The following is a 23,369-nucleotide window of genomic DNA, read 5'->3' on the forward strand; positions in this document are numbered from 1 at the left end:
ATTCCCGCGCCCCTATCTTATGCTTGACAAACACGGCATTGCCAAACGAATAGCTCAGGAAGTAAAAGACAACTCCTACGTCAACCTCGGCATTGGCATCCCGACGCTGGTAGCCAACTACATTCCCGAAGGAATCAACGTGGAGCTGCAAAGTGAAAACGGCCTGCTCGGCATGGGCCCCTTCCCTACCGATGACCAAGTGGACCCCGACCTGATTAATGCCGGCAAGCAAACCGTGACCACCCTGCCCGGCTCCAGCATCTTCAGCTCGGCCGATTCTTTTGGCATGATTCGCGGGGAACACGTGGATCTGACCATTCTGGGCGCCATGGAGGTGTCCGAAAACGGGGACATTGCCAACTGGAAGATTCCGGGCAAAATGGTAAAAGGGATGGGCGGTGCCATGGACCTGGTAGCCTCGGCCAAGAACATCATCGTGGCTATGCAGCACGTAGCCAAAGACGGCAGTAGCAAGCTGCTACCCGCCTGCACCCTGCCCATCACAGGGCTGCGCTGCGTCAAGAAAATCGTGACCGAGCTAGCCGTGCTCGACGTGACGCCCGACGGCTTCGTGCTGCGCGAGCGGGCTCCGGGCGTGTCGGTGGAGCAGATTCAGGCGGCTACGGCCGGCAAGCTGGTTATTCCCGAAAGTGGCGTACCGGAGATGAGCCTGTAAAACTTTGGGGTTAGCTGTAGGGGGCGTATCTTGGAAGACACTTCTCTTCTCGGATACGCCCTTATTGCTGCCTATGCGCCGGACTTTTTACTCGCTCTTTGCTCTGCTCACGCTAGCCGCCGCTCCGGCCCGGGCCCAGGTGTCGCCTATCATTACCCGCACCGATATGCCGGCCGTAACCACCCAGGCCCCCGTCGACTCGCTGCGCCTAAGCCTGGCCGCGCCGATGTTGCCGGCCAATGCCCCGCCCCTGAGCCGCCGCGGGGCCAACCAAACCTGGAACTACGCTGGCCTGGTCGCGACAGGTCAAACCGTGGACCGCTACGTGGCCGTCAGTGCTACGGCACCTATCTATCAACTTTCCTTCGGGGCTTTTGCCGGGCCTAACCGGGCCACGGTGGCCGCTCCCGAACCCCTGCCGGTAGCGGCTACTGGCTTGTTTCCCATCACCGACCCTTACCAGTTCTACGCCGTATCGGCCGCCACGGCCGCCGCGCAGGACTACCGCTCAGTAGGCTTCGGCGGCACGTTGGCCGGCTTCACCGTACCGGTAACGTACCGCACCGCAGCCGAGCAGGATATCATCTACCACTTTCCGCTGAGCTACGCCAGCGCCCCAGATTCCTGCCTGTCATTTTTCGAAACACCCAGCGCGGCGGCATCTACGGGCTACCTGAGCCGCAAGCGCAAGCGCGTAAACAAGGTAGATGCCTGGGGTACGCTCACCACGCCCTTCGGCACGTTCCCAACCATCCGGGTAGTGAGCAAGCTGCTCGACCACGACAGCATTGCTGTTGGCAACATGCCTGGCCTGGGCTTCACGGTGCCCGTCACGCGGGAGTACAAGTGGCTGGCCAAAACGCACCACGTTCCACTGCTCACTATCACGACCCAGGAAATCGGGGGTACCGAAACCGTGACGGCCGTGCAGTACCGCGACGTATACCGCCGCCTGGTGCTGGCCCGCACCCCACCAAGTGCCGCCTTGGCCGCCGTAGCCGCCTACCCCAACCCCGCCGCTTCGACCGAGGCCCTGCTGCTGCGCGTCCCGGCTGGTCTGCTCACGCTCCGGGCCACGGATTTAGCCGGCCGCCTGCTATTTGAGCGCCAGCTCATGGCCACTGAGGCGCCGGTAGTAGTGCCCGCCGCGGCTTTCGGCGCTTTCCGCGGCTCGGCCCTGCTTCGTATCGGCACCAGCCAGGGTACGGTGGTGCGCCGCCTCGTGCGCCAGTAGCCGCACCGGTACACGAGGCGACCCGAATCGAGCGGCTAACACCCACAAAATTGCCCGCATTGGCTTGTCGTGGGTGCTCATGCTGCCGGTAGCGGCGTGGCTCAGCACGGCTCTCTACTGCGCTATTCATACCTTCAACGCCTAGGCCTGCTACCTGAGCGGGCCCTACACGCTCTTACATGTTTTTCGTGCGACACTTTTTGCTCGTCCTATTCTTGCTGCTTCAACTGCCCACCCGGGCCAGCCAGATTGTGGTGGGCATCTGGTCGAAAAACTTCCTGGTCTGGGACGTGTGGGAGCAACAGACACCCAAGCTCACGCACCGCCTACTGCTCTACAACCAAGCGGCCCGCGAGGTAGCGCTGGAAATCCGGCTGCTGCGCTTTCGGGAGGTTAACTACCAGTTTGTCACTGTGCCGACCCACAAGGTGCTGTTGCAGGTGAGGCTCCAACCCGGCCAGCTTGCGCAGTTCAAATACCCCAAGCAGGGCACCGGGCATGACTACATGGAGTTTTTCGAGAACGGCCAGCGCGTAGGTATACAGGAAATCAACGCTGCCCAGCCTGCCGCCACGTTCTTACGCCCGGACTTCCGGTACTATACAGCCACTAGCGCCAACTCCGGGCAACTGGGCTACTGGCTGGCCCTGGAGTCGCTCTACCAGCAGCCGGGGCCTGCCCACCTGGCCCTGACTATCCGCAAGGGCTACGACGAGGAGTATCAGCTGGTGAAAGTCTCGGCGGGCCAGGATACGCTCAGTAGGCGCGCCCGCAACCTGGACTCGTTGCGGGTAACGGATAGCTCTATTATCCGGCTCGACAATCAGAGCCGGCAGGCCACGGTGTCGCGCCCGGCCCTGGCCGAGTCGGCAGCCCCGGCCATGTTTACGCTCGAAACCCAGTACATGAGCAACTCTTACTACTACGACGAGCAGAAAGTCAGGCACCCGCGGCTGGAGTCGAGCGGCGGGGCCCGACACTTTATTCCGGTGTTTGCCCGGCCCCTGCGGTAAGAATGCAGGCTAGCGGGCCGGGGCCGGCTTTTACTCGGTGCCGAACATGGCCAGCGGCTGTTCATCGGCAGTGGCATCAACCAGCAGGCGGCGGATAAAGCTGATTTCCACTGGTTCGGCTCCGTCGGGCGGGGTTATCACCACGACGTAGCTGGTGCCGTGCGCAGACAGAATGGTTTAGCTGTTGGGCTACAGCTGCCAACCCGGACTGGCAGCGGCACACGTATAGCCCGACGCCAGACTTGAACCTACCCGTGGAAGCCTTTTTTCTGCCAAAGTTGTTGTGCTGCCGTAGAATACTGACCCAGGTCCCGCACCTGGTATCTTTGTCTTTCACTTTTGACACTTCTTCCCCGATTTATATGGCCACTTCTGCAAATGGCAAAACGAGCGGCAGCCACGCTAAGAAAGTAGACAAATCGACTACTCACCCTGAGCTGCTTACCCCCACGGCCGTACCGGCCCACAAGCTGGTGCTGCGCACCCTGCGCCGCTCCGACTTCAAGGCGGTAAAGGAGATTATGGACAAGGTGTACTCCAACATGGAAGGCGCTTGGTCGGCCGAGGAATTCGGCGCCCTGATTCGTAAGTTTCCCGAGGGCCAGATCTGCATCGAGGACAATGGGCAGGTGGTAGCCGCCGCCCTGGCCATCATCGTGCAGTACTCCGAGTTTGGCGACAAGCATACCTACGCCAAAATCACCGGGCAGGGCAAGTTCAACACCCACAACCCGACGGCGACACGCTCTACGGCGTCGACGTGTTCGTGGACCCCGAGTACCGCTCCCTGCGCCTGGGACGCCGCCTCTACGACGCCCGCAAGGAGCTCTGCGAAAATCTGAACCTGCGGGCCATGGTGGCCGGCGGCCGGATTCCGGGCTACGCGGCCTACGCCAACGAGATGACGCCGGCCAAGTACGTGGAGATGGTGCGCAACAAGGAAATCACCGACCCCATCCTCACCTTCCAGCTCAGCAACGAGTTTCACGTCCGCAAAATCATCCGCGGCTATTTGCCCTACGACTCCGAAAGTAAGGCCTTTGCTACGCTGCTGGAGTGGATCAACGTGTACTACGAGGAAGAGGAAAAGCTCATCGGCAACCAGAAAAGCAACGTCCGGATCGGCATCGTGCAGTGGCAGATGCGGGCCACTCGCAGCCTGGAAGACTTGTTGCAGCAGATGGAGTTCTTCGTCGATACCGTCTCGGGCTACAAGGCCGACTGCGTGATGTTCCCCGAGTTTTTCAACGCTCCGCTGATGGCCCTCACCAACGAGGACTCTCCTGCTGTGGCCATCCGGGCCATGGCGGCCTTCACCGAGCCCATTAAGGCCAAGATGATGGAGTTGGCCGTAAGCTACAACATCAACATCGTGGCCGGCTCCATGCCCGTGTACGAGGACGGCAAGCTGCACAACGTGGCCTACCTCTGCCGCCGCGACGGGACCGTGGACGAGCAGTACAAGTTGCACGTTACCCCCGACGAGGCTTCCTACTGGGGTATGCGCGGCGGCGACAAGCTCAAGTGCTTCGATACCGACTTCGGCAAAATCGGCATCCTGGTGTGCTACGACGTGGAGTTCCCCGAACTGGCCCGTATGCTCTCCGACGAAGGGGTGAAAATCCTGTTCGTGCCCTTCTGGACCGACACCAAGAACGCCTACCAGCGCGTGCGGATCTGTGCCCAGGCCCGGGCCATCGAAAATGAGTGCTACGTGGCCATTACCGGCTCGGTCGGCAACCTGCCCCGGGTAGAGAACATGGACATTCAGTACTCGCAGAGCGCCGTGTTCAGCCCCTCGGACTTTGCTTTCCCCCACGACGCCATCGTGGCCGAGGCTACGCCCAACACAGAGATGACCCTGATTGCCGACCTGGATTTGGACCTGCTCAAGGACCTGAACACCAGCGGGGCCGTGCGCAACCTGCGCGACCGGCGCAAGGACCTCTACTCGCTGAGCTGGACCATCAAGAAGTCTGAGCGCGACGACGAGTTGCTGGCCCAGGGCTCGGAGGAACGCCACCCCCGCGTGAGCAAGCGCAAGGCCATTGCCGCCGGGTAAGCTATAGTAAGTAAGTACAAAGGCCCCGTGTCCTGGCAGGATGCGGGGCCTTTTTTATGGTCAGGAAGTAGCGCGAACTGTGTAGTTCGCGTACCCCGCAAGTCTTGTGTAGCGGCTACATCTGTGGCTACCCACTGAGCCTGCCGAATGGAGCAGGAAACGTCTACCAAAACAGTACACGAAACTCATCTTCAATTCGGGTTTTGTGTCCGTGTCCGCATTATGGAACTGGCGACCCCAACCTACCTCTATCGGCACTTGCTCGATTCCAGCAGTCACCCCGCCGCATGGGAGCTAAAGAGGGGGCGCTTTGTCATCGTTCGGAAAGCTTACCCCCGTTGGCTGGCGGTTCAGCGCGCCGCAAGCCCCACTCAATTTTCGGGCGACACTACCACTTACTATATTCTCAAAACCGCAACGGTGGGCCCTAAAACACACATTGTTTTTATAACTACTGAGCGCACAACTGTTCAGCGAAACGGTAGTTCTAGCATTCAGCAAAAGGAGGTCCTTGTGGGCACCCGACCGGCTGCGATGCCCACGCGACACAGCCTACGGCTTCTGCGAATTGGTATTTTTTACATTGATGGCTGGTTACATACGCGGTCCTTCCTCTCGGAAGGACCGTTTTTTATTTCCCGCCTTCTCGAGGCCAGCCGGTAGAGCTGCGGTAGCTGGTGGCCGGGAGCTTGCAGCAAGAGGAGCAAATTCGGTGACAAATGTCCTCGTTTTGACTCCCCTGCCCCCGCCAATTTTGCCTTATCAAATGGCCGCGCCTTTCTCCAAGCCCAAGGGCTTTTCAACTACCTCCCGAACCAACGAACCGGCTGGAGAGGCCATTTTCTCAACTAACCAACAATGAACAAGCTACAAAATAAAGTCGCCGTTGTTACCGGCGCCTCCAAAGGTATCGGAGCAGCCATTGCCTCTTTTTATGCCGCCGAGGGCGCCAAGGTGGTGGTAAACTACGCTGCCAGCAAGGACGCGGCCGACCGCGTGGTGCAAGCCATTACGGCCACGGGTGGTACCGCCCTTGCCGTGCAAGCCGATGTGTCGAAGGAAGCCGAGGTACGCCGGCTGTTCCAGGAAACCGAACGGGCATTCGGCGCCCTGGATATTCTGGTCAACAACGCGGGCGTGTACCGCTACGAACCGATTGAAGACGTGTCCGAGGAGACGTTCCACCAGCACTTCAACCTCAATGTGCTGGGGTCCATCCTCACCATTCAGGAATCGTTGAAGCTGTTTAGCGCCACCGGCGGCACCATCCTCAATATCAGTTCTGAGGCCGGTAGAACCCCGCTGCCTACGGGCGCGGTGTATTCGGCGTCGAAGGCCGCATTGGATGCCCTGACCACGGCCTTGTCGAAGGAATTCAGCGGCCGCAACATCCGCATCAACTCAATTCTGCCGGGCGTGGTGGACACGGAAGGGTCGCGCAGGGGCGGCTTTATCGGCAGCGAGGCGGAAACCCGCTTGGTGGCGACGACGCCCTTGGGCCGTACGGGGCAGCCGGAGGATATAGCAAAAGTGGCCGTGTTTCTGGCGTCGGAGGATGCGGCCTGGATTACGGGGGAGAAAATTTCCGTTTCCGGCGGCATTTACGGACTGTAATATCTAGCAACACACATCATTGAGCACCATGGAACAGAATAATAATAACGGCGCTTTGCAAGCGCCTATCGGCTCGGGGTTTACGGCCACCTCCACGGCCAGTGAGATTCTTCAGGACCTGAGCCTAGCCGGCCAAGTGGCCATCGTCACGGGCGGGTACACGGGCATTGGCCTGGAAACCACCAAAACGCTGGCCGCGGCCGGCGCTACGGTCATCGTGCCGGCCCGCAGTCTGGGCAAGGCCCAGGAAAACCTGCGCGGCGTAGCTAACGTGGAGTTGGCCGAACTGAATTTACTGAACCCCGACTCCGTCGACGCCTTTGCGACGAGCTTCCTGGCGTCGGGCCGGCCGCTGCACCTGCTCATCCACAACGCGGGCATCATGTTCGTGCCGCTACGCCGCAATAGTCGCGGCATGGAGTCGCAATTGGCCACCAACTACCTGGCGCCCTTCCAGCTAACGGCGCGGTTGTGGCCGGCGCTCAAGCAAGCCCACGGGGCCCGGGTGGTCAACGTCTCCTCGCTGGGGCACCAGTTTGGGCCCGTCCATTTCGAAGACCCCAACTTCGAGCACCGGCCGTACGAAACCATGGCCGCCTACGGGCAGTCCAAAACCGCGCTCAACCTATTTGCCCTGGAATTAGATAATCGGGCCAAAGCCGCGGGCGTCCGCGCGTACGCGGTGCACCCCGGCAATATCTGGGGCACCGAGCTACTGCGCGAAGCGCCCCTGGAAATACTACAGCAGTTCGGCTTCTACGACGCCCAGGGCCAGGAGGTGCCGGAAGTTATTGCCGCGCTGAAAACCATTCCGCAGGGGGCCGCTACTACGGCGTGGTGCGCCACGAGCCCGTTGCTGAACGACCTCGGCGGGGTATATTGCGAGGACGTGGATGTAGCGTCCTTGGCGCTGGGGGAGGGATTTTCCGAAGGCGTACAGTCGGCCGGCGTCATGCCCTATTCCGTCGATGCCGCTGCGGCGAAACGGCTGTGGTCCTTATCCGAAGAGCTGACGGGCATCCGCTTCGACACCACGCAGTAGCTAGTACAACCCGGTGTGCTTGCGGACGCGGCTGAGCGTTTCGCGTGATACACCCAAATACGAGGCAATCATGTGCAGAGGCATGCGCCGGTAGAAATCCGGAAAGGCCGCCACAAAGGCGTGGTAACGTTCTTCGGCGGTGTGGCTGATAGCTGCATAGAGCCGGTTCACCTGGGCGTCGAGGTTGCGGCCCGCCAGTTGATTTTCCAGGGCATTGAACGCCGGCACTTCCCGTTTCACCCGGTCCCAGCTTTCTTTCGACCACAGTAGCACCTGCGTGTCTTCCAGGGCGTCGATAGCCCCGACGGAGGGTAGCCCAGTCCGAAAGCTCTCGGCGTCGGTAATCCACCAGTTCTCGATGGCAAAGCGCAGGATGTGCTCCTCGGCGTGCTCGTCGGTGCGGTACAGGCGCAAGGAGCCCCGCACGACAAAGGCAATATAGTGGCATATTTCTCCGCTGCGCACCAGAAACTCGTGGCGCTTGAGCTTGCGAGGAATGGCCGCCGCTTCGAGCTGCTCCAATTCAGCGTCGGTAAACGCGGCCTTCGACCTCAGATAATTGCGAAATGCTTCAACCATGGCAATACGGGTAGAACATAAGTAATAGGTAGGGTAGCCGGGCTTGCGTGGGTCTGGCGACACCAGCTGGCACATCGCGCGACTACGCCAGTCGGCCAGGTAAACCGGAACACCCGGGCGCGTGTTTGGCGCGCCCTTGCCTTCACCAAACCTAGGAGCCTATTCGGCTGGGCTGATGCGCGTACCCGTCGGCGCAGCCAACCGCCAAGGCCCCGTTTTGCTACCTGCAAGCGGTCTGGTTCTGCTTTGGCAAAAGGCCAAACCAACTGGTGTTTACTTTCTAAGAGGAAGCTTCTTTCATCGCTACTTGTAAGGCGCTGTAACCAGCAGCCGTGCCTGCATCCCGCCAAGACTTGATCAGGCCAACTTCGGGGCAAGCTCTCCATGCCTCCTTTTTTACTCACTTTTTCACTTCTCATGAAACTACAAGGCAAAGTAGCCGTCGTCACCGGCGGCAATAGTGGCATTGGCTTTGGCATTGCCGAAGCGCTCAAAAACGAAGGTGCCACTGGCACCATCACCGGCCGAAACCAGGAAACCCTGGACCAGGCCGTGCAGGAACTCGGCCCCGGCTTTATCAGCGTTCGGGGCGACGTAACTCAACTGGAAGACTTGAAACGGGTATTCCAGGCTACGGCTGAACGGTTTGGCAAGATTGATACACTCGTAGTAAATGCCGGCGGGGTAGTCGACGGCAGCCCCATGGCCTCCATCGTGAACGTCACCGAGGACAACTACAACCGGTACATGGACTTAAATCTGAAGAGCTCTTATTTCACAGTTCAGCAAGCACTTCCCTATCTGAACGACGGGGCCTCCATCATTCTGATTGGCTCGAGTGCTGCCCACCGGGCCGCCCCGGGCATGACCATCTATGCCGCGGCGAAAGCGGCTGTCATCTCCCTGGCGAAGGGCTTGTCGCTCGACTTGCTGGACCGAAAAATCCGCGTGAACACACTCTCGCCGGGCTCGATTGACACCCCCGTGTTTGGCAAGCTGGTGCCACAGCCGCAGCTGGAACAGGTCAAGCAAGTGTGGCGCGATTTGATTCCCCTGGGCCGCATGGGCCTGCCCGCTGAAATGGGAAAAACTGCGGTTTTTTTGGCATCGGATGACTCTTCGTTTATCGTCGGCACGGAAATCCTGGCCGACGGCGGCATGACCAACATCAGCCTGATGAGCTAGTCGCTGTGGCCATAATCCGTGCGAAACGGCAGTGGGCGGGCAAATTGACTGCCCACCCACTGCCGTTTGTGCTATGTCTAGAGCCGGGTTGTATTTCGTGTGTTCTTGCCGGATGGAATATTAAGTAATGGCGTAACGAAAACCTGGTTTAAGCTATGCCTCGACTCCGCTCAGCACAACGTGCTGGTGGCACTTCAGCATGCTTATTAAGCTTCCACTGAAAGCTGTTGAGAAAAACGAGGGTATTGGTTTTCGGGCAAAAGAGTACCTTTTCAACCGCCGCTGTTGCCTAGCTAATACCACAAAACTGGCCCCACCCCCGCCACCGTACGGCGCAAGAGGGTAGGGCCAGTTTTGTTTGAGGGAGCAGGCTTACAGCGTGGCGATGTCCAGCACGAAGCGGTAGCGCACATCGCCTTTGAGCATGCGCTCGTAGGCTGTATTGCTGTCCTTGATATTAATCAGCTCGATATCCGACACGATGCCGTGTTCGGCGGCAAAGCCCAGCATTTCCTGGGTTTCGGCGATGCCGCCGATGCTGGAGCCAACTACGCTCTTGCGGCCCGTCAGCACCGAGAAAGCCGCTAGGTCGTAGGGCTCAGCCGGCACGCCCAGCAGGATGTGGATGCCGTCGGTGGCCAGCAGCGACAGATACATGTTTAGGTCGTGCTTGGCTGACACGGCATCGATGATGAAGTCAAAGGAACCCGGTACGGCTTTGAGCTGCGCCTCGTCCGTAGTCACCACAAAGTTGTGTAGTTCTGCGTGAAGCGGGTTTGATCCACAGCGAACGTCGGGGCGTGGAGTTGCTTAACCGCGTGCGGCTCGACATCTCACCCAAATTTGATTACTTGACGGGAGCTATTCTAGAGGCTTATAAGCTAGAAATAGAAGCCAAGCAGGCAGTGAAGTGAGTATCGACTCACTTCAGCCAAAGGGTCATTTAAGCCGCTATTGTCCAAGTGCTTGTTAACACAACGGGGACCTATATGTCTGGATATGACTCATTCTCTATTCAAAATCCTCCTTCTAGCCGCAACCTTCCTGGCTTACTTTATCCCAGTCTATAGCCTTGGGAGGAGCATTTTTGCGGATATACGCCTTCCACTCCTTTTCCAGCCGGTCCAGGGAAAACCCGTAGATAGCTTGAAACTTATCAAAGCCGCTCCCCCACAGCTGCTTCATCTTGTCGATGCCGTACTGCTCGTAGAGATACTTGAATAGCGCCGCGCTTTGCAGGTAAGCAGCCACCTGATCGGTGCGGGCACTGTTATCGAAGTCCTTAATTAACCGAGAAAGCGGCAACAGCTTACCCGTTTGCAACAAGTAGGCATTGATGCTATAGATGGGGTTCTCGTACCAGCACTCATTGTCGCAGAAGACAGCCCCCCCTTCATTGAGCAGCCGGGACTGACAAACGCCCCACACCTCGTTGGCGAGCAGGTGAAAAATTTCGTGCTTGGCCTGTAGCCGGCGGGTCGGGCTGTTGACGAGAAAAGCCGCATCCTGACCAACCAACGCAAAACCACCGGCGGGGCTAAGGCCGGTCAACTCTCTCAGCTCCTGTTTGGAATCAACCAGGGTCAGGTAAATGCCTTTCTGGTAGGCAGGCACCTGCAGCACGCTCAGAATACGGGGCCAGGCACTGGCAAGCTGGGCTTTGAGCGCCGGCAAGTGGGTTGCAGTGTAGGAATTGCCGCGGAAAAAGAGGCGGAAATTAGCGTAGTTAATCGACGTCAAGGCCAGGGTGTCATTATAGATAAACTGCCGCAGGTAGGCTTGCGGTGGGTTAAACACCACCTCCTCTCGGGGTCCCGTAAATTCCGTCCGCTCGCGGTACACCTGCGCCAATCGGCGCTCCCGGGCTGCGTTGCCGTCGACGCGGGTCAGAACAGGCAGCCACCGGGCATCGGCGTGCAACCCGTTGAAGTAGACGTCCCGGCGCAAGGTATCGGCGTGCGTGAACCCCTGGCGGGCCAAGACACTCAGGTACTGAAAGGCGCTGTCAGCCTTGTTTGCCCGCGACCATGCCTGGGCGGCGTGGTAGTAGCTTTCCGTGGGCGGGATGGGAATACCCTTCTCCATTTTCACTCGCGCCGCCTGCCCGTAGAAGCCAGCCGCCTGGGCGTACTGACGAGCTTGTTTCAAGGAGTCGGCTTTCTGGGTCAGGTTCAGATATTCGTAGTATTGCGGAAATCCTTGCTGCGCTAAGCTGCTTCGGGTAAGCAGCAGAATACAGGCTACTAAGAAAGGCTGCAGTAGCCGGCGAACCAGCTTTTTCTCATTGTTCATGCTGTATAAAGGCAGGGGTCTGCGTGTCTCTCGGTTGTGAAAAGAGTAGCAGGCGGGCAGGAACTGAAAAGTACTAAAAGCGCAGAACTAGTAAGTGCCGCTGTAGGTAGTGAGCCTTCTTGTTGCTCTTCCACTCGTATTCATTCGCGGGCACCGCTGTGTTTAATAGTAGCTGGTGGCATGTGCGGTCAATTTGCGTTAGAGCCCCCGGCTACGTAGCTTTCTGGGGTTATGCAGCTTGGTTGCCGCCCGCGCGTTTTAGCCGATACCCTTGTTAGCGCTAGCTTTCACCGAAGCGAGCCAGGGGCCGACTTGCGCCCTTACGTCGCTTTTTACTGGCAATGTGAGCCAACAACAGCGCTGAGCAGCTGTGCTCTGCCAACCAGTGCCGGCCTGCTGAGTTTCAATTTGAGGCGGCGGCCTTGGTATTCCGCGCCTGCCGTCGGCGCAGGCCTCACCTTCACTACGAGCCAGATTTTTGGACACCTAACCCACACCCGGTGGTGCCACTACCCGGCCGGCACTCTGCTCTTTGGGGTTACCCTGCAGCCTGGAGCAGTAGCTGTACTGCTTGGCTGCTCGGCTACGGAGCTTGCCGACCAAGCCGTGGACGCCGCAACGGTATTACCCATCACGGCCCTGGAAGCAGCTCTGGCTATAAGTAGCTCGTTTACGGCCCGCGTAGCGCTGCTCGAAGAGTATTTGCAGACCCTGTTTCATCCTCTGGTCATCGATTACCGCTACTCTCTGGTACAGGCCGCTGTTGCGCAACTCACTAACCCCGTCAGCTCGCCAGCTTCTATTACGCAGGTAGCAGACCAGCTGAGTGTCACGCCCAAATCCCTAACTCGCTATTTCCAGCAACTTGTCGGGGCGGGTCCTAAACGCTATGCCCAACTAGTCCGCTTCAAGGCCGCATTAACCTTGTATCGGCACCAGGGGCAGGCCTTTGACTATGAGGCAGCCGGCTACGCCGACTTCGCGCACTTTGCCCGCGCTAGTCGCCGGCTGCTGGGGCAGCCGCTGGGGGCCTTGTAACTTTGTCCGTTTTGTCCACCTGCTGGCTGCAGGGTGAGTTGCACCTTTGTGCCGTCTTATTACGGTTTGCATTCATGGTACCTGCTGCTCAGCAACTCTTTCTGGACCACGCGCTACCCGTACTGGCCCGCACCCCGGGGCTGGTGGGAGTAGCCGTAGGAGGCTCCTGGCTCGAAAACTCCCTGGACCAATACTCGGACCTGGACCTCGTACTCGTGCTCGACCCGGCGCAGGCCCCGCGCTTGATGGAGGAGCGTCCCCTGCTGGCGGCCTCGTTAGGTCAACTGTTGGAGTGCTTTACCGGTGAGCACGTGGGGGAGCCCCGGCTGCTCATCTGCCTCTACGACGAGCCGCTGCTTCATGTAGATTTGAAGTTTGTGGCCTTGCCCGATCTGGCGCAGCGCGTGGAAGACCCCTCCATCCTTTGGCAGCAAGATACTCTGGTCAGCGGCGTATTGCAGGCCAGCCGAGCCCAGCCCCCACCGGCGCCGTCTTTGCAATGGCTGGAGGACCGGTTCTGGATTTGGGTACATTATGCAGCAACCAAGCTGGGCCGGGGAGAACTACTAGAGGTTGTGTCCTTTCTGGACTATCTGCGCACCACCGTCCTCGGGCCGCTCTTGACTCAGCAACACGGGGGGTTACCGGTTCGGGGGGTGCGGAAGCTGGAGCAGATGCTGCCAACTTCGGCTCTGGCTTCTCTGCACGCTACGGTTGCTACCGCCGAGCGCACCAGTTGTGTCCACGCCTTGGAGCAGGCTATTGCGACCTACCGGTCCTTGCGACACACCCTTCGAACGCCTGAATTCGTAGCCAAGCAGCAGGTTGAAAGGCGAGCCGTAACGTACCTGGCCGACGTTGCCTCCGGCGCGTAGTGTTTGGAGGGTAACGAGGGTATGCATCACGAATGGCGTACAACGGGGAGACTATACCGCACTTTGTAACCCTACCTAAACTACGTCACGGCGACCATGTAGCCGTTCTGTCTCCCTCTGCTGGCTTACCCGACTTGTTTCCCTGGGTGCAGGACCTGGGACTGGAGCGTCTACGCACTATCTTTGGTTTAGACCCGGTGGAATACCTTACTACTCGCGTGTTGGGCTCGTCGTTGCAAGACCGGGCTAACGATGTGCTGGCGGCCTTTGCAAACCCCGCGCACAAAGCAGTCTTCACGACCATCGGCGGGGAAGATTAGATTCAACTGCTGAAGTATCTGGATCCGGCCGTGCTGCGCGCCAACCCGAAGCCCTTCTTCGGCTTCAGCGACAATACCCACCTGGTAACTTACCTCTGGAACCTAGGTATTCCAAGTTATTACGGGGGCATGGTGATGACGCAGCTAGTCATGCCGGGCCACATGCACGCACTGACCGTTCAGTACCTGACGCAGGTCTTGTTTGAGCGCGGGGAGAGGGAGCTAACCGCTAGCCCGTCGTTTACGGATGCACGCGAGTCATGGGCCAACCCAACCACGCTGACGCGGCCCCGCCCCCTGCAACCTAACGAAGGATGGTACTGGGACGTCCTAGCCGACGGCTGCGGCCTTTTATGGGGTGGGTGTGTGGAGTCGTTGGTGGCCCAAGTGGCAGCAGGAGGCTATTTACCTACCTCCGACGCGCTGGAAGGGACAATGTTATATCTGGAAACGTCGGAGTGGCGGCCTGCCGCCTGGGTTCTGGCGTACCTGCTCACCGGGTTTGGGGAGCGCGGCTGGTTGAATATTTTCCAGGCAGTATTGGTTGGTCGGCCTCAGGTGTGGCACTATGAGCATTCGCTCACGCCAGCAGCACAAGTAGCTTACCGGAAGGAACAACGCGAGACCATTATCGGCACGGTGCGCCGCTACAACGCCTATATTCCCATCGTGCAGAATATGGACTTTGGCCACACAGATCCCCAGATTGTACTTCCCTCTGGCCAGCAGGCCCGGGTGCTAGCGTCCGAAAAACGCGTTTTTTTATCCTATTAAGTTTAAGTGCCGCTCAGAAACGGGTCTGCTACGCCATGGGAGGCAAAAAAGCCTCGTTTTCAGGAATTACCTAGTTAACAACCGTCCGCCGTCCGAACGTAGTAGGTAATCGGCCTTTACTAGGGCAGCTTAAATGCCTGAGCTGTATAAGAAGGAATCCCCATCCCTGCTGCCCCTTGGTTAACTTATACAGAAACAACGAGGGTTTACTCAGATAGGCCTGCGCCGTGGTTTACCACGACTTGGCCCTGGAAACCGGCGCCACCCTGCCCCTAGACGCGCGTCGTACGGCTCACGCCCGCTCCGCTACCAGCCGGTACAGGTCTTGGGCATTGTCAAACGCGGCGCCCATGGTATTGTTGAAGTAGGCATACACGTCTTTCCCCTCTTGGAGGTAGTCGTGTATCTGCTCGGCCTGGTCGTGCAGAAAGTCATGCTCGTAGGACTCTCGGTAGTTTCCCTGCGGGCCGTGGAAGCGCATATACACAAAGTCGGCCCCCTCGTTGAGTTGGGCGTTTCGGGCGGGACCTTTGTCGTGCAGCACGAGGCTGGCGCCGTGGTGGTCCAGCATCTCAAACGTATCATCGGCATACCAGCTTGGGTGGCGAAACTCAACCGCTTTGCGCCACTCCTGGGCGGGGTCTGCCGCGGTAATAGCATGCAATAGGGTACTGACCGCGTGTAGCTGACGAATGGTGTTGCTGGGCGGGAACTGAATGAGCAGGCATCCCTTTTTGGTGCCCAACTCCCGTGCTGCCTCTAGAAAGCGGGCAATACCGGAGAGGTCATCGGCAAGAGCGGTGGTGTGCGTAATATCGCGCCACAGCTTGATGGTAAAGTCAAACCCAGGACCGGTTTCCGCGGCCCAGGCAGCAAACGTTTTGGGCTGGGGGATGCGGTAGAAGGTGCTGTTAATCTCCACCGAGTTAAACAGGGTGGCATAGTAGGTGAGGCGGCTCGTAGCTTGGTAGGCCTCCGGAAAGGTGGCCTTGGGGCCAGGCACTACGATGCCGCTGGTGCCAGTGCGCAGGGTGCCAAGGGGGGTAGGCATGGGAAGGAGGTATATGGGAGTTTCGGGGTATAACGGGCCACGCTGCCCCGGCGTTTTACCCCATGCGTATCTTCCCGGGCCCCAACGTATCATCAGCTGGTCATAGGAGCTCTCTTGGCAGGCCAGGCAGGGGCTGGCGCTCGAAGGCCCTGCACGCCGCCGAGACCAACGAGCTGCGCTTCTACGCCGCGTCGCTGCTGCGCCTGCCCGACTAGCGCGCTCTGGGCACGCGCTGCCTCATCGACCGCCGGCCGCACACTTTCACTGCCGCCAAATGGCTCAGGACTCGCTCTATTCCGTCGATAAGATGGTGCTTAGCCTTACCAGGTTATCAGGACTCGACGAGAGGTCCCGGCAAGAGCTTCCGCAGCTGATGCAGCACGATGCCCGCACCTACCGCAAACAGGCTAATGACGGCCAGTGATAAGTTGTGAAATCCTGTTCGAATGATCAATGATTCAACAGAAAGGGACCTTTAAACAAACGAATTAGGACTTCTAAACAAAGTCATCCGTCGCTGCGCCCTCGACCTTTGTCTTAACGCTAATCACTTACTCCCTTAGCCATGAGACAAGTTAATTTTCAAGGAGCCCTGCAGCACCCGTTAGGCTCTGGCTTCAATGCCACCACCACCGCCACCGACGTTATCAATGGGTTCGACCTGACTGGCAAAATTGTGATTGTAACCGGCGGCAATGCGGGCATCGGGTTGGAAACCACCCGGGTGCTGGCCGCCGCCGGCGCTACGGTCATTGTGCCGGCCCGCGACACGGAAAAAGCAAGGCACAATCTGCAAGGCATTGCCAACGTGGAGCTGGAAACGATGGACTTAGTAGACCCCGAGTCCATTGATACGTTTGCCAACCGGTTTCTGGCTTCCGGCCGGCCCCTGCATTTGCTGATTAATAATGCCGGTATTATGTGGGTACCGTTGCGCCGCGACCGGCGGGGCATCGAGTCGCAGCTGGCTACCAACTACCTGGGGCAGTTTCATGTGGTAGCCCGCCTGTGGCCGGCCCTCAAACAAGCGCAGGGCGCCCGCGTCGTCAACGTTTCGTCGTTTGGGCACCAGATGGCACCCTTTAACTTCGAGGACCCTAATTTTGAGCACCGGGAATACCACACGCTCCAAGGCTACGGACAATCCAAGACGGCCAGCAACCTGTTCACGGTGGCGCTGGACCAGCGCGGCCAGGCGGCGGGCGTCCGCGCATATGCCGTGCATCCCGGCTCCATCAACGGCACCGAGCTCGGGCGCGAAGCACCCCTCGAGCTGTTTCAGCAAATGGGCTTTTGTGATGCGCAGGGCAACATTCTTCCCGAGGTAGCCGCCACGCTGAAAACCATTCCGCAGGGTGCGGCGACGACGGTGTGGTGCGCCACTAGCCCCTTGCTGGATACCATTGGCGGGGTGTATTGTGAAGATGCCGACGTGGCTGAACTGGACAAGGGACAACTTGAGCACCGTTCTGACGACCCTTCCACGGCCCGGGGCGTGCAGCCCTATTCGCTAGACGAAACCAGCGCCCAGCGGCTATGGACCCTGAGCGAGCAGCTGACCGGTATTTCCTTCGCCGCTAACTGAGGCTGGCCCCATCTTCTTACGTCGCTACACCATCACCTTTCTTTTCAGCGATGAGGCCGCCCGTATCACGGAGCCGACCTGCGGATGGACGGGGACAGTCGATATAGCAATTATCTTGGTCAACCCTGTCTTGGTCAGCAGCCCAACCCCAAACCCCGCCGAATAGCCATGGAGCACGTTTCAACTTACCTGACCCCGGAAATCAAGCTATCCTGCTACGAAGACCACTTCTTTAAATCGGATGTGGTGTTCGACCACCACATGCTCATCTGGTTTATTTCCGGGCGAACCAGGATTGTGCAGGCCGACGGCGTACACGACTTCCAAACCGGCGACATCTTCCTCATTCCCCGGAATCAGCCGGCCACCGTCCTTAATTACCCCAAAGACGGCCTGCCCCACAAAACCGTGGTCATGTCACTGACCACGGACATTCTCCGGGACTTTTATAGCGGCCTAGGTGTGAAAGCGGGGGAGCCGCCCGTACCCAAAATCCGCAGCTTTCGGCAGCATCCCCTGCTGGAGAGCTGCCTGGCATCCTTGGTACCCTATTTTGCAGTGAAAGGCCCTTTCCCGCCAGATTTAGCTGCTCTGAAGATGAGGGAGGCCATCAGCATCCTGCGCACAGTGGAGCCGGACCTAGACAGCCTGCTGGCCAATTTCGATGACCCGCATAAAGTGGACCTCATCCATTTTATGGAAAAGAACTACATGTTCAACCTGCCGGCGGAAACCTTCGGCCAACTCACGGGCCGCAGCCTGACCACATTCAAACGGGACTTTAAAAAGGCCTTCAACACGACTCCGCAGCGGTGGCTCACGCGCAAGCGGCTGGAATTGGCGCATTACCAGTTGGCCGAACACCGGAAGAAGCCCACTGACGTTTGCTACGAAACCGGCTTTGAGAACCTCTCGCACTTTTCGTACGCCTTCAAAAAGCAGTTTGGCTATTCCCCCGCGCAGCTGCTCGCCCCCACCGGCCAGGCGCAGGCTCACCCAGCAAGCTAATTGGGGATGGGGCCCCTTGGCCTGGGCCCCTTTCCCCACACGTTAACCGGCACGGCATGGAAAAGCACTTCGAGTACACAACCCTGGCGCAGCGCTACACCGCCCGGTTTCCCCTGCTCACGTACGTGGGCACCCAGGCCAATTTCTGGATACTGGCCAATCTGTTGCTGGCCGCCGTGCTGAGCCTGCACGCCCGACTCCTTAGCCAGGTTCTACACCTGCCCGTAGCCGGGACCATAGGACCGCCGCTGCTAACGGCCGTGGTGCTCGGGCTGGTATGGGGCGTGGCCCTGGGGTTGATGGGTTACCACCTGGACCGGCGGATTTCCCGCAGCCTATCCCTCGGGCAGGAGTTGCTTGCCAAAGCGCTGGGCTCGGTGGCTCTGATTGCGCTGCTGGTTGGGTTGCTGGAGCTGATCCTGGTTGATTCTGCCCTTGTGCCTGCTTTATTGCTGCCGGGAATGGCCTTGAATGGGCAGGCGGCCAAGTATTTATTCGGGCTGCTGCTGCTCTATTATTCGTTCATGAGCCTGGTGATTAGCTTCATCAACCAGATACACAAGAAGTACGGGCCCGGCGTGCTGGTACCCTTGCTGCTGGGCCGGTACCGTGATCCACAAGAGGAAGAACGAATTTTTCTCTTTATGGATCTACAATCCTCGACGGCCACGGCAGAAGCCTTGGGGCACCGCCAGTACAGCGCCTTCATCCGGGACTGTTTTGCCGATATCAACGAGGTGCTCTTTCCGTTTGAGGCCCAGGTCTACCAGTACGTGGGCGACGAAATCGTCGTGATGTGGCCGACGAGCGAAGGCGTGCGGAATCATGCCTGCATCCGGTTCTTCTTCGCCTGTCAAAACCAGTTCCGGCAGCGCGCAGCCCACTACCAGACCACCTATGGCTGCCTGCCGCACTTCAAGGCGGGTATACACGCGGGGGATGTATCGGCCGTGGAGATAGGAGAAATCAAAAAGGATATTGCCTACCACGGCGATACGCTGAACACGGCCGCCCGAATTCAGAGTGTGTGCAATCATTACCAAGCTGAGTTTCTTGCCTCAGAGCATCTGTTGGGAAAAATGGCACCGGACCCGCACCTCAACGCGCAGTCCCTGGGAATGGTCCAATTGCGGGGCAAAGCCGAAAAAATCGGGTTGGTGCGTGTGGACTGGCAAGAATAAGGAAGTGCAAATGATTTGGGTGCCCCCTTCAATAGCAACTCTATGTACGTTAAAAAGAACTACAGCCTGACGGAAACAGCCTTCTTTAATTCGGGCAAGCATTTAACCTGGCTGGTTCCCTATACGCTGCTGGTTGCGGTGCTGTACCGGTACACTGCTTTGCGCCTGTTTAGCATCCCCTGGCTGCCTCTTTCCTTGCTTGGCACGGCCGTTACGTTTTACGTGGGATTTAAAAATAACCAGGCGTACGACCGCCTCTGGGAAGCCCGCACCGCCTGGGGTAGCATAGTCAGCAGTTCGCGCATCTGGGGGTCTAACCTCAAGACCTTGGTGGTGCCGGCAGCCGCCGGAAACCCACTCGCAGAAGGACTAGCTGGGACCAAGCAGCAGATGGTTTACCGGCACATTGCCTGGCTTTACCTGCTGCGTCGGCAATTGCTGGCTCCCACCGTGTGGGAGCACGTGAGCCAGTCCGGCTTATATGGGCAAGACGCCCAGCAAAAGCTGCAAAAAATCGGGCTGGGGCTGTTCGGGGAAGACATTACCGAGGAACGGATTCACCGGTACCTGTCGGCGGCGGAGCGGGAGGTTCTGCTTACCTATCAAAATGCCGCCGCCCAGCTTCTGGACCAGCAATACCAACAGCTGGCTCACCTCCGACAGGCTGGTCATGTGGGCGAGGGCGAGCACAGTACACTCCAGAGTATTCTCAACGGTTTTTACGAGCATCAGGGCAAAGCCGAGCGGATTAAGCACACGCCGTTCCCGCGCCAATTTGCCAGCGTCGGCTTTATGATGGTCTGCATCTTCATCGCCATGCTCCCATTTGGGTTTTTCTCCGAATTTGGTAAGATGGGCGACAACGGCATTTGGGTGGCAGTTCCCTTTGTAGTTTTGATCAGCTGGGTATACGTGGTCATGGAGCTGGTCGGCGACTATTCCGAAAACCCGTTTGAAGGACTCTCCAACGACGTGCCCATGCTGTCCTTAAACCGCACCATTGAAATTGACTTGCTGCAGCAACTGGGCGAAATGGAGGTACCGGCTCCCATTCAGCCCGTTAATCATGTGTTGTTGTAATCCCACTGCTACTGTATGTTACAGGCAGAGAGCGGTCGGAGATGCTCAAAAGTGGCCGGCCCTGCTTTGTCACGTCCAGGAGAACTAACGTGCCAGCTTTGCTGCGCCACCCTTTCTGACCTTGCGAATAGAAGTCGATTCGCTTTAGAGCGGTTCTAGAAATACGGCAGGGAATAATTCAATACCTCTGTCGTTCACCTTAACGGTGGTTAAGCTATATAGCTTCCCCGCGCAGTCGCTTGGCTGTGCCGAGTGGCCACTACGCGTAAGCCGCTCTGCTGCGAATCCGTGTGCGCCGGCAGCGCCACCTGCTGGCGGGAGGCGCCCGGGGGACAGTCCCTCCGGCGTTCAAAACCCGGGCGCAGTGTGTGGCGGCCAAAGTCAGCTTGGAGGCCCAGTTGGACAGCTACTCCAACCGCGACCAGAACCTGGCTTTCCAGGACCGCCAGGAAGACCGGGCCGACGCCTCGGTGGCAGCTCGCCTAACCACGGCCATCAACCAGGTAACCTACCTGACCGACCAGCTGGCCCGCCCCGACCTGTCGGACGCGGACCGCAGCCGCTATCAGGATCAGCTGATTACGGCTACCTACCAGAAAACCCGCCTGCAAAACCGCTCGGCCGACACCGGCGGCACCGCCGAATTCCTGGCCGATGCGAAATCCGACCAGGTAGACATTCAGGTAGGCTTTCTCACCAAAGTTATTGAGGACGTGCAAGCCCACCACGACACGTTATCCGCCTGAGCAGCCCTGCTCTAATCCAGAGAAAACCGTTTGGGGATAGTCCCAAACAGTTTTCTCCTGTTTTAATGGGTATACTCTTCCAGATTTCGCCGATGCCGGTTGCCTGGCACCGCCCTGTTCCGGCTTTTGCCCCTGCCGCACATGCTAACGCACCCCAGCGTAAAATCAACCACTCGCGTGAGCAAGCGTAAGGCCCTTGCCGCCGGGTAAGCTTGCCGATAACGAAGTACAAAGGCCCCGCACCACGGATGATGCGGGGCCTTTGTACTTGGGTGACTAGTAGCGCGTACTTGGTAGTGCGCGTGCCAGGAGGCTTGTGCAGCAGTTCTAGCCGGGTTAGCCAACGAGGTTGCTGGATGGATCAAGAAGCGCCTACCGTCCCGTCGCGATTCTTCTCAGAGCTGGTAAGCGCCTCTTAGAAGTAGCCCATGCAAAGCAGGGGATGCCGGACAACCCTTTTGACGCTTCGTGCATCTAGCCGGTGGTTCTAGAAAGAGTAATTGTGCTTCGTACTCGCTGGCATACTTACTCCGTGAACCAGCGCTGAATCTGCCTCGAAAACGGTAGCTACCTGTTTATACCAGCCTTCCAGATAGGAGCCCCTTCTTTATTATTATATAAACCCTCACCAATGAAATTACTTAGTACTGCTGCCGGCTTACTCCTGTGCGCCACTGCCTTCGGGCAAGACATCCGCTCCTACGTAACGACGAATACGGTGCAAGTCACCACGCTTGATGCTACTGCCGCTGCCGACGACTATGCCGATTTAGCGGCCGTGGGCAAGGCCATCGGCGAGGCCCGGGTCGTTATGCTGGGCGAGCAGGACCACGGGGATGGCCCGACGTTTCAGGCCAAAACGCGCCTGATAAAGTACCTGCACGAGCGCAAAGGCTTTACCGTCCTGGCCTTCGAGAGTGACTTCTACGGCTTGACCACGGGCTGGGACCAGCTGGCCAAGCAACCCGACTCCATCCGGCACTTTCTGCAACGCAATATCTGGCCCATCTGGACGCGCAGCGCGGACTGTCGCTACTTGTTTGAGCAGTACATCCCGCAAACTTTACAATCCGCCAACCCGCTCCACGTGAGCGGCTTCGATTCGCAGCTTTACGCTAGCTACAGTTACTTACACCTGAGAACCGACCTGGACCGTTATCTGGTTGGCTCGGGAATCGCCAGCAAGTTTTCCTCCCCGGCCGCCTACCAGCAGTTTCTGGCGGCGCTGCAAGGACGAATTGCCGAGCCGCGTACGCCCGGAGCATTTCGCCCCGGTATGCGCAAAACCCTGGAGGACGGCCTGCAGCTTATCAGCCAGGCCCAGCTCACCGCCCGCGACACGTCGGCCTGGCCGCGCGTGATTGAGGGCATGCGCGCCCTTATCGTGGAGGATGATACAGCCTACAGATTGGTTCGGGACAAAGTCATGGCCGACAACCTGAAGTTCTTGCTGACCACGCAGCACAAAGATGCGAAGATCATCGTCTGGGCTGCCAATGGACACATCATTAAGCGTACCGACCAGATAACCAGCAAGGCCAAAAAATTTAATCAGGTAATCTGGCACAATATGGGCACGCATTTCACCCAGGACCCGCAGTGGGCCAGGCAAACGTACGTGCTGGGTTTTGCCTCCTACCAAGGTACCGCCGGTCGGCTGGGCGAGGCTCCGTATACGGTGCAGGCGCCCGACCCGAATGGCCTGGAAACCTGGGTGCCCACGAGCACGGCCTATGGCTTCCTGGACTTTACTGCCTACAACAAGCAATTCAACAACCCATCAACGCCCTTCCTGCTCAAAGCCCCCGCTCATTTCACGATTCCAGCACGGTTTGCGCCTATCCCGTGGAATTTGGTGTACGATGGCCTGTTCTTTATCCGCGAGATGCAGGCAACGAAAAAAAGCGAGTAGGCTTTGACATTCCTGCTCCCATCACCTAGCAGCCCGACCCGCGGCCGAGCAGGAAGATGTCCCGCGAACCAGCCCTTTCTACTTCGCCTTCCCTCACGAGAC

Annotated in this window: 19 protein-coding genes and 2 pseudogenes; 17 read left to right on the forward strand and 4 right to left on the reverse strand. The window is 58.6% G+C overall.

From position 1 onward, the window contains the following. Positions 1-19 precede the first annotated feature (19 nt). The 6 genes and pseudogenes from MUN80_RS23805 to MUN80_RS23830 all read left to right on the forward strand — a co-directional run bounded on the left by MUN80_RS23805 (position 20) and on the right by MUN80_RS23830 (position 7,641). The gene (locus MUN80_RS23805) at positions 20-676 is read left to right on the forward strand and encodes a CoA transferase subunit B (protein ID WP_244717047.1); all 657 of its coding nucleotides are present in this window, start codon (positions 20-22) and stop codon (positions 674-676) included. Between the two features lie 73 nt (positions 677-749). Further along, positions 750-1,910 (forward strand): hypothetical protein, encoded by a 1,161-nt coding sequence (locus MUN80_RS23810; RefSeq protein ID WP_244717049.1) that lies wholly within the window; start codon positions 750-752, stop codon positions 1,908-1,910. 215 nt (positions 1,911-2,125) lie between these two features. Next, entirely contained in the window at positions 2,126-2,923 is a 798-nt protein-coding gene (locus MUN80_RS23815; RefSeq protein ID WP_244717051.1) for a hypothetical protein, read from the forward strand. A 521-nt stretch (positions 2,924-3,444) separates the two neighbouring features. Then, positions 3,445-4,985: pseudogene (locus MUN80_RS23820) on the forward strand (carbon-nitrogen hydrolase family protein). An 858-nt stretch (positions 4,986-5,843) separates the two neighbouring features. Then, on the forward strand, positions 5,844-6,599 hold the full coding sequence (locus tag MUN80_RS23825; protein ID WP_244717053.1) for an SDR family NAD(P)-dependent oxidoreductase: 756 nt from the start codon (positions 5,844-5,846) through the stop codon (positions 6,597-6,599). A 28-nt stretch (positions 6,600-6,627) separates the two neighbouring features. Continuing rightward, complete coding sequence (locus MUN80_RS23830; protein WP_244717055.1) at positions 6,628-7,641, forward strand: SDR family NAD(P)-dependent oxidoreductase; 1,014 nt, start codon at positions 6,628-6,630, stop codon at positions 7,639-7,641. On the opposite strand, the gene MUN80_RS23835 is transcribed toward MUN80_RS23830, so the two are convergent. Then, complete coding sequence (locus tag MUN80_RS23835; protein ID WP_244717057.1) at positions 7,642-8,220, reverse strand: Crp/Fnr family transcriptional regulator; 579 nt, start codon at positions 8,218-8,220, stop codon at positions 7,642-7,644. Between the two features lie 417 nt (positions 8,221-8,637). On the opposite strand from MUN80_RS23835, the gene MUN80_RS23840 reads away from it, so the two are divergent. Then, positions 8,638-9,405: a glucose 1-dehydrogenase gene (locus tag MUN80_RS23840; protein ID WP_244717059.1), complete on the forward strand. Its 768-nt coding sequence runs from the start codon at positions 8,638-8,640 to the stop codon at positions 9,403-9,405. A gap of 372 nt (positions 9,406-9,777) precedes the next feature. Here the strand turns inward: MUN80_RS23840 and MUN80_RS23845 are convergent, their stop codons facing one another. Both MUN80_RS23845 and MUN80_RS23850 read right to left on the reverse strand, forming a co-directional pair. Next, complete coding sequence (locus tag MUN80_RS23845; protein WP_375373971.1) at positions 9,778-10,152, reverse strand: zinc-binding dehydrogenase; 375 nt, start codon at positions 10,150-10,152, stop codon at positions 9,778-9,780. A gap of 282 nt (positions 10,153-10,434) precedes the next feature. Then, positions 10,435-11,697 (reverse strand): peptidase MA family metallohydrolase, encoded by a 1,263-nt coding sequence (locus MUN80_RS23850; protein ID WP_244717061.1) that lies wholly within the window; start codon positions 11,695-11,697, stop codon positions 10,435-10,437. Between the two features lie 231 nt (positions 11,698-11,928). Here MUN80_RS23850 and MUN80_RS26295 point away from each other — a divergent pair, with 231 nt between their 5' ends. The 4 genes and pseudogenes from MUN80_RS26295 (at position 11,929) to MUN80_RS23870 (ending at position 14,704) form a co-directional block, all read left to right on the forward strand. Beyond that, the gene (locus MUN80_RS26295) at positions 11,929-12,735 is read left to right on the forward strand and encodes a helix-turn-helix domain-containing protein (protein WP_511181441.1); all 807 of its coding nucleotides are present in this window, start codon (positions 11,929-11,931) and stop codon (positions 12,733-12,735) included. 74 nt (positions 12,736-12,809) lie between these two features. After that, positions 12,810-13,610, forward strand: a complete 801-nt coding sequence (locus MUN80_RS23860; protein ID WP_244717065.1) for a nucleotidyltransferase domain-containing protein — start codon at positions 12,810-12,812, stop codon at positions 13,608-13,610. Positions 13,611-13,642: 32 nt separating this feature from the next. Beyond that, positions 13,643-14,044: pseudogene (locus MUN80_RS23865) on the forward strand (LD-carboxypeptidase); the annotation flags it as partial. Positions 14,045-14,092: 48 nt separating this feature from the next. After that, positions 14,093-14,704 (forward strand): S66 peptidase family protein, encoded by a 612-nt coding sequence (locus MUN80_RS23870; RefSeq protein WP_244724954.1) that lies wholly within the window; start codon positions 14,093-14,095, stop codon positions 14,702-14,704. Between the two features lie 292 nt (positions 14,705-14,996). Here MUN80_RS23870 and MUN80_RS23875 read toward each other — a convergent pair whose 3' ends face one another. Further along, on the reverse strand, positions 14,997-15,755 hold the full coding sequence (locus MUN80_RS23875; RefSeq protein ID WP_244717067.1) for a DUF72 domain-containing protein: 759 nt from the start codon (positions 15,753-15,755) through the stop codon (positions 14,997-14,999). A 565-nt stretch (positions 15,756-16,320) separates the two neighbouring features. Here MUN80_RS23875 and MUN80_RS23880 point away from each other — a divergent pair. The 6 genes from MUN80_RS23880 to MUN80_RS23905 all read left to right on the forward strand — a co-directional run bounded on the left by MUN80_RS23880 (position 16,321) and on the right by MUN80_RS23905 (position 23,267). Next, positions 16,321-17,340 (forward strand): SDR family NAD(P)-dependent oxidoreductase, encoded by a 1,020-nt coding sequence (locus MUN80_RS23880; RefSeq protein ID WP_244717069.1) that lies wholly within the window; start codon positions 16,321-16,323, stop codon positions 17,338-17,340. A gap of 168 nt (positions 17,341-17,508) precedes the next feature. Continuing rightward, on the forward strand, positions 17,509-18,348 hold the full coding sequence (locus MUN80_RS23885) for a helix-turn-helix domain-containing protein (RefSeq protein WP_244717071.1): 840 nt from the start codon (positions 17,509-17,511) through the stop codon (positions 18,346-18,348). 56 nt (positions 18,349-18,404) lie between these two features. After that, on the forward strand, positions 18,405-19,529 hold the full coding sequence (locus tag MUN80_RS23890) for an adenylate/guanylate cyclase domain-containing protein (protein ID WP_244717073.1): 1,125 nt from the start codon (positions 18,405-18,407) through the stop codon (positions 19,527-19,529). 42 nt (positions 19,530-19,571) lie between these two features. Then, positions 19,572-20,609 (forward strand): bestrophin family protein, encoded by a 1,038-nt coding sequence (locus MUN80_RS23895; protein WP_244717075.1) that lies wholly within the window; start codon positions 19,572-19,574, stop codon positions 20,607-20,609. 368 nt (positions 20,610-20,977) lie between these two features. Beyond that, a complete protein-coding gene (locus tag MUN80_RS23900; protein WP_244717077.1) occupies positions 20,978-21,355 on the forward strand; it encodes a hypothetical protein in 378 nt (125 codons plus the stop codon). A gap of 631 nt (positions 21,356-21,986) precedes the next feature. Then, positions 21,987-23,267 carry an erythromycin esterase family protein gene (locus tag MUN80_RS23905; RefSeq protein WP_244717079.1) on the forward strand — a complete coding sequence of 427 codons (1,281 nt, stop codon included), beginning with the start codon at positions 21,987-21,989 and terminating at the stop codon, positions 23,265-23,267. Positions 23,268-23,369: the final 102 nt, after the last annotated feature.

This window comes from Hymenobacter cellulosivorans, from assembly GCF_022919135.1.
Classification (GTDB): Bacteria; Bacteroidota; Bacteroidia; order Cytophagales; family Hymenobacteraceae; genus Hymenobacter; species Hymenobacter cellulosivorans.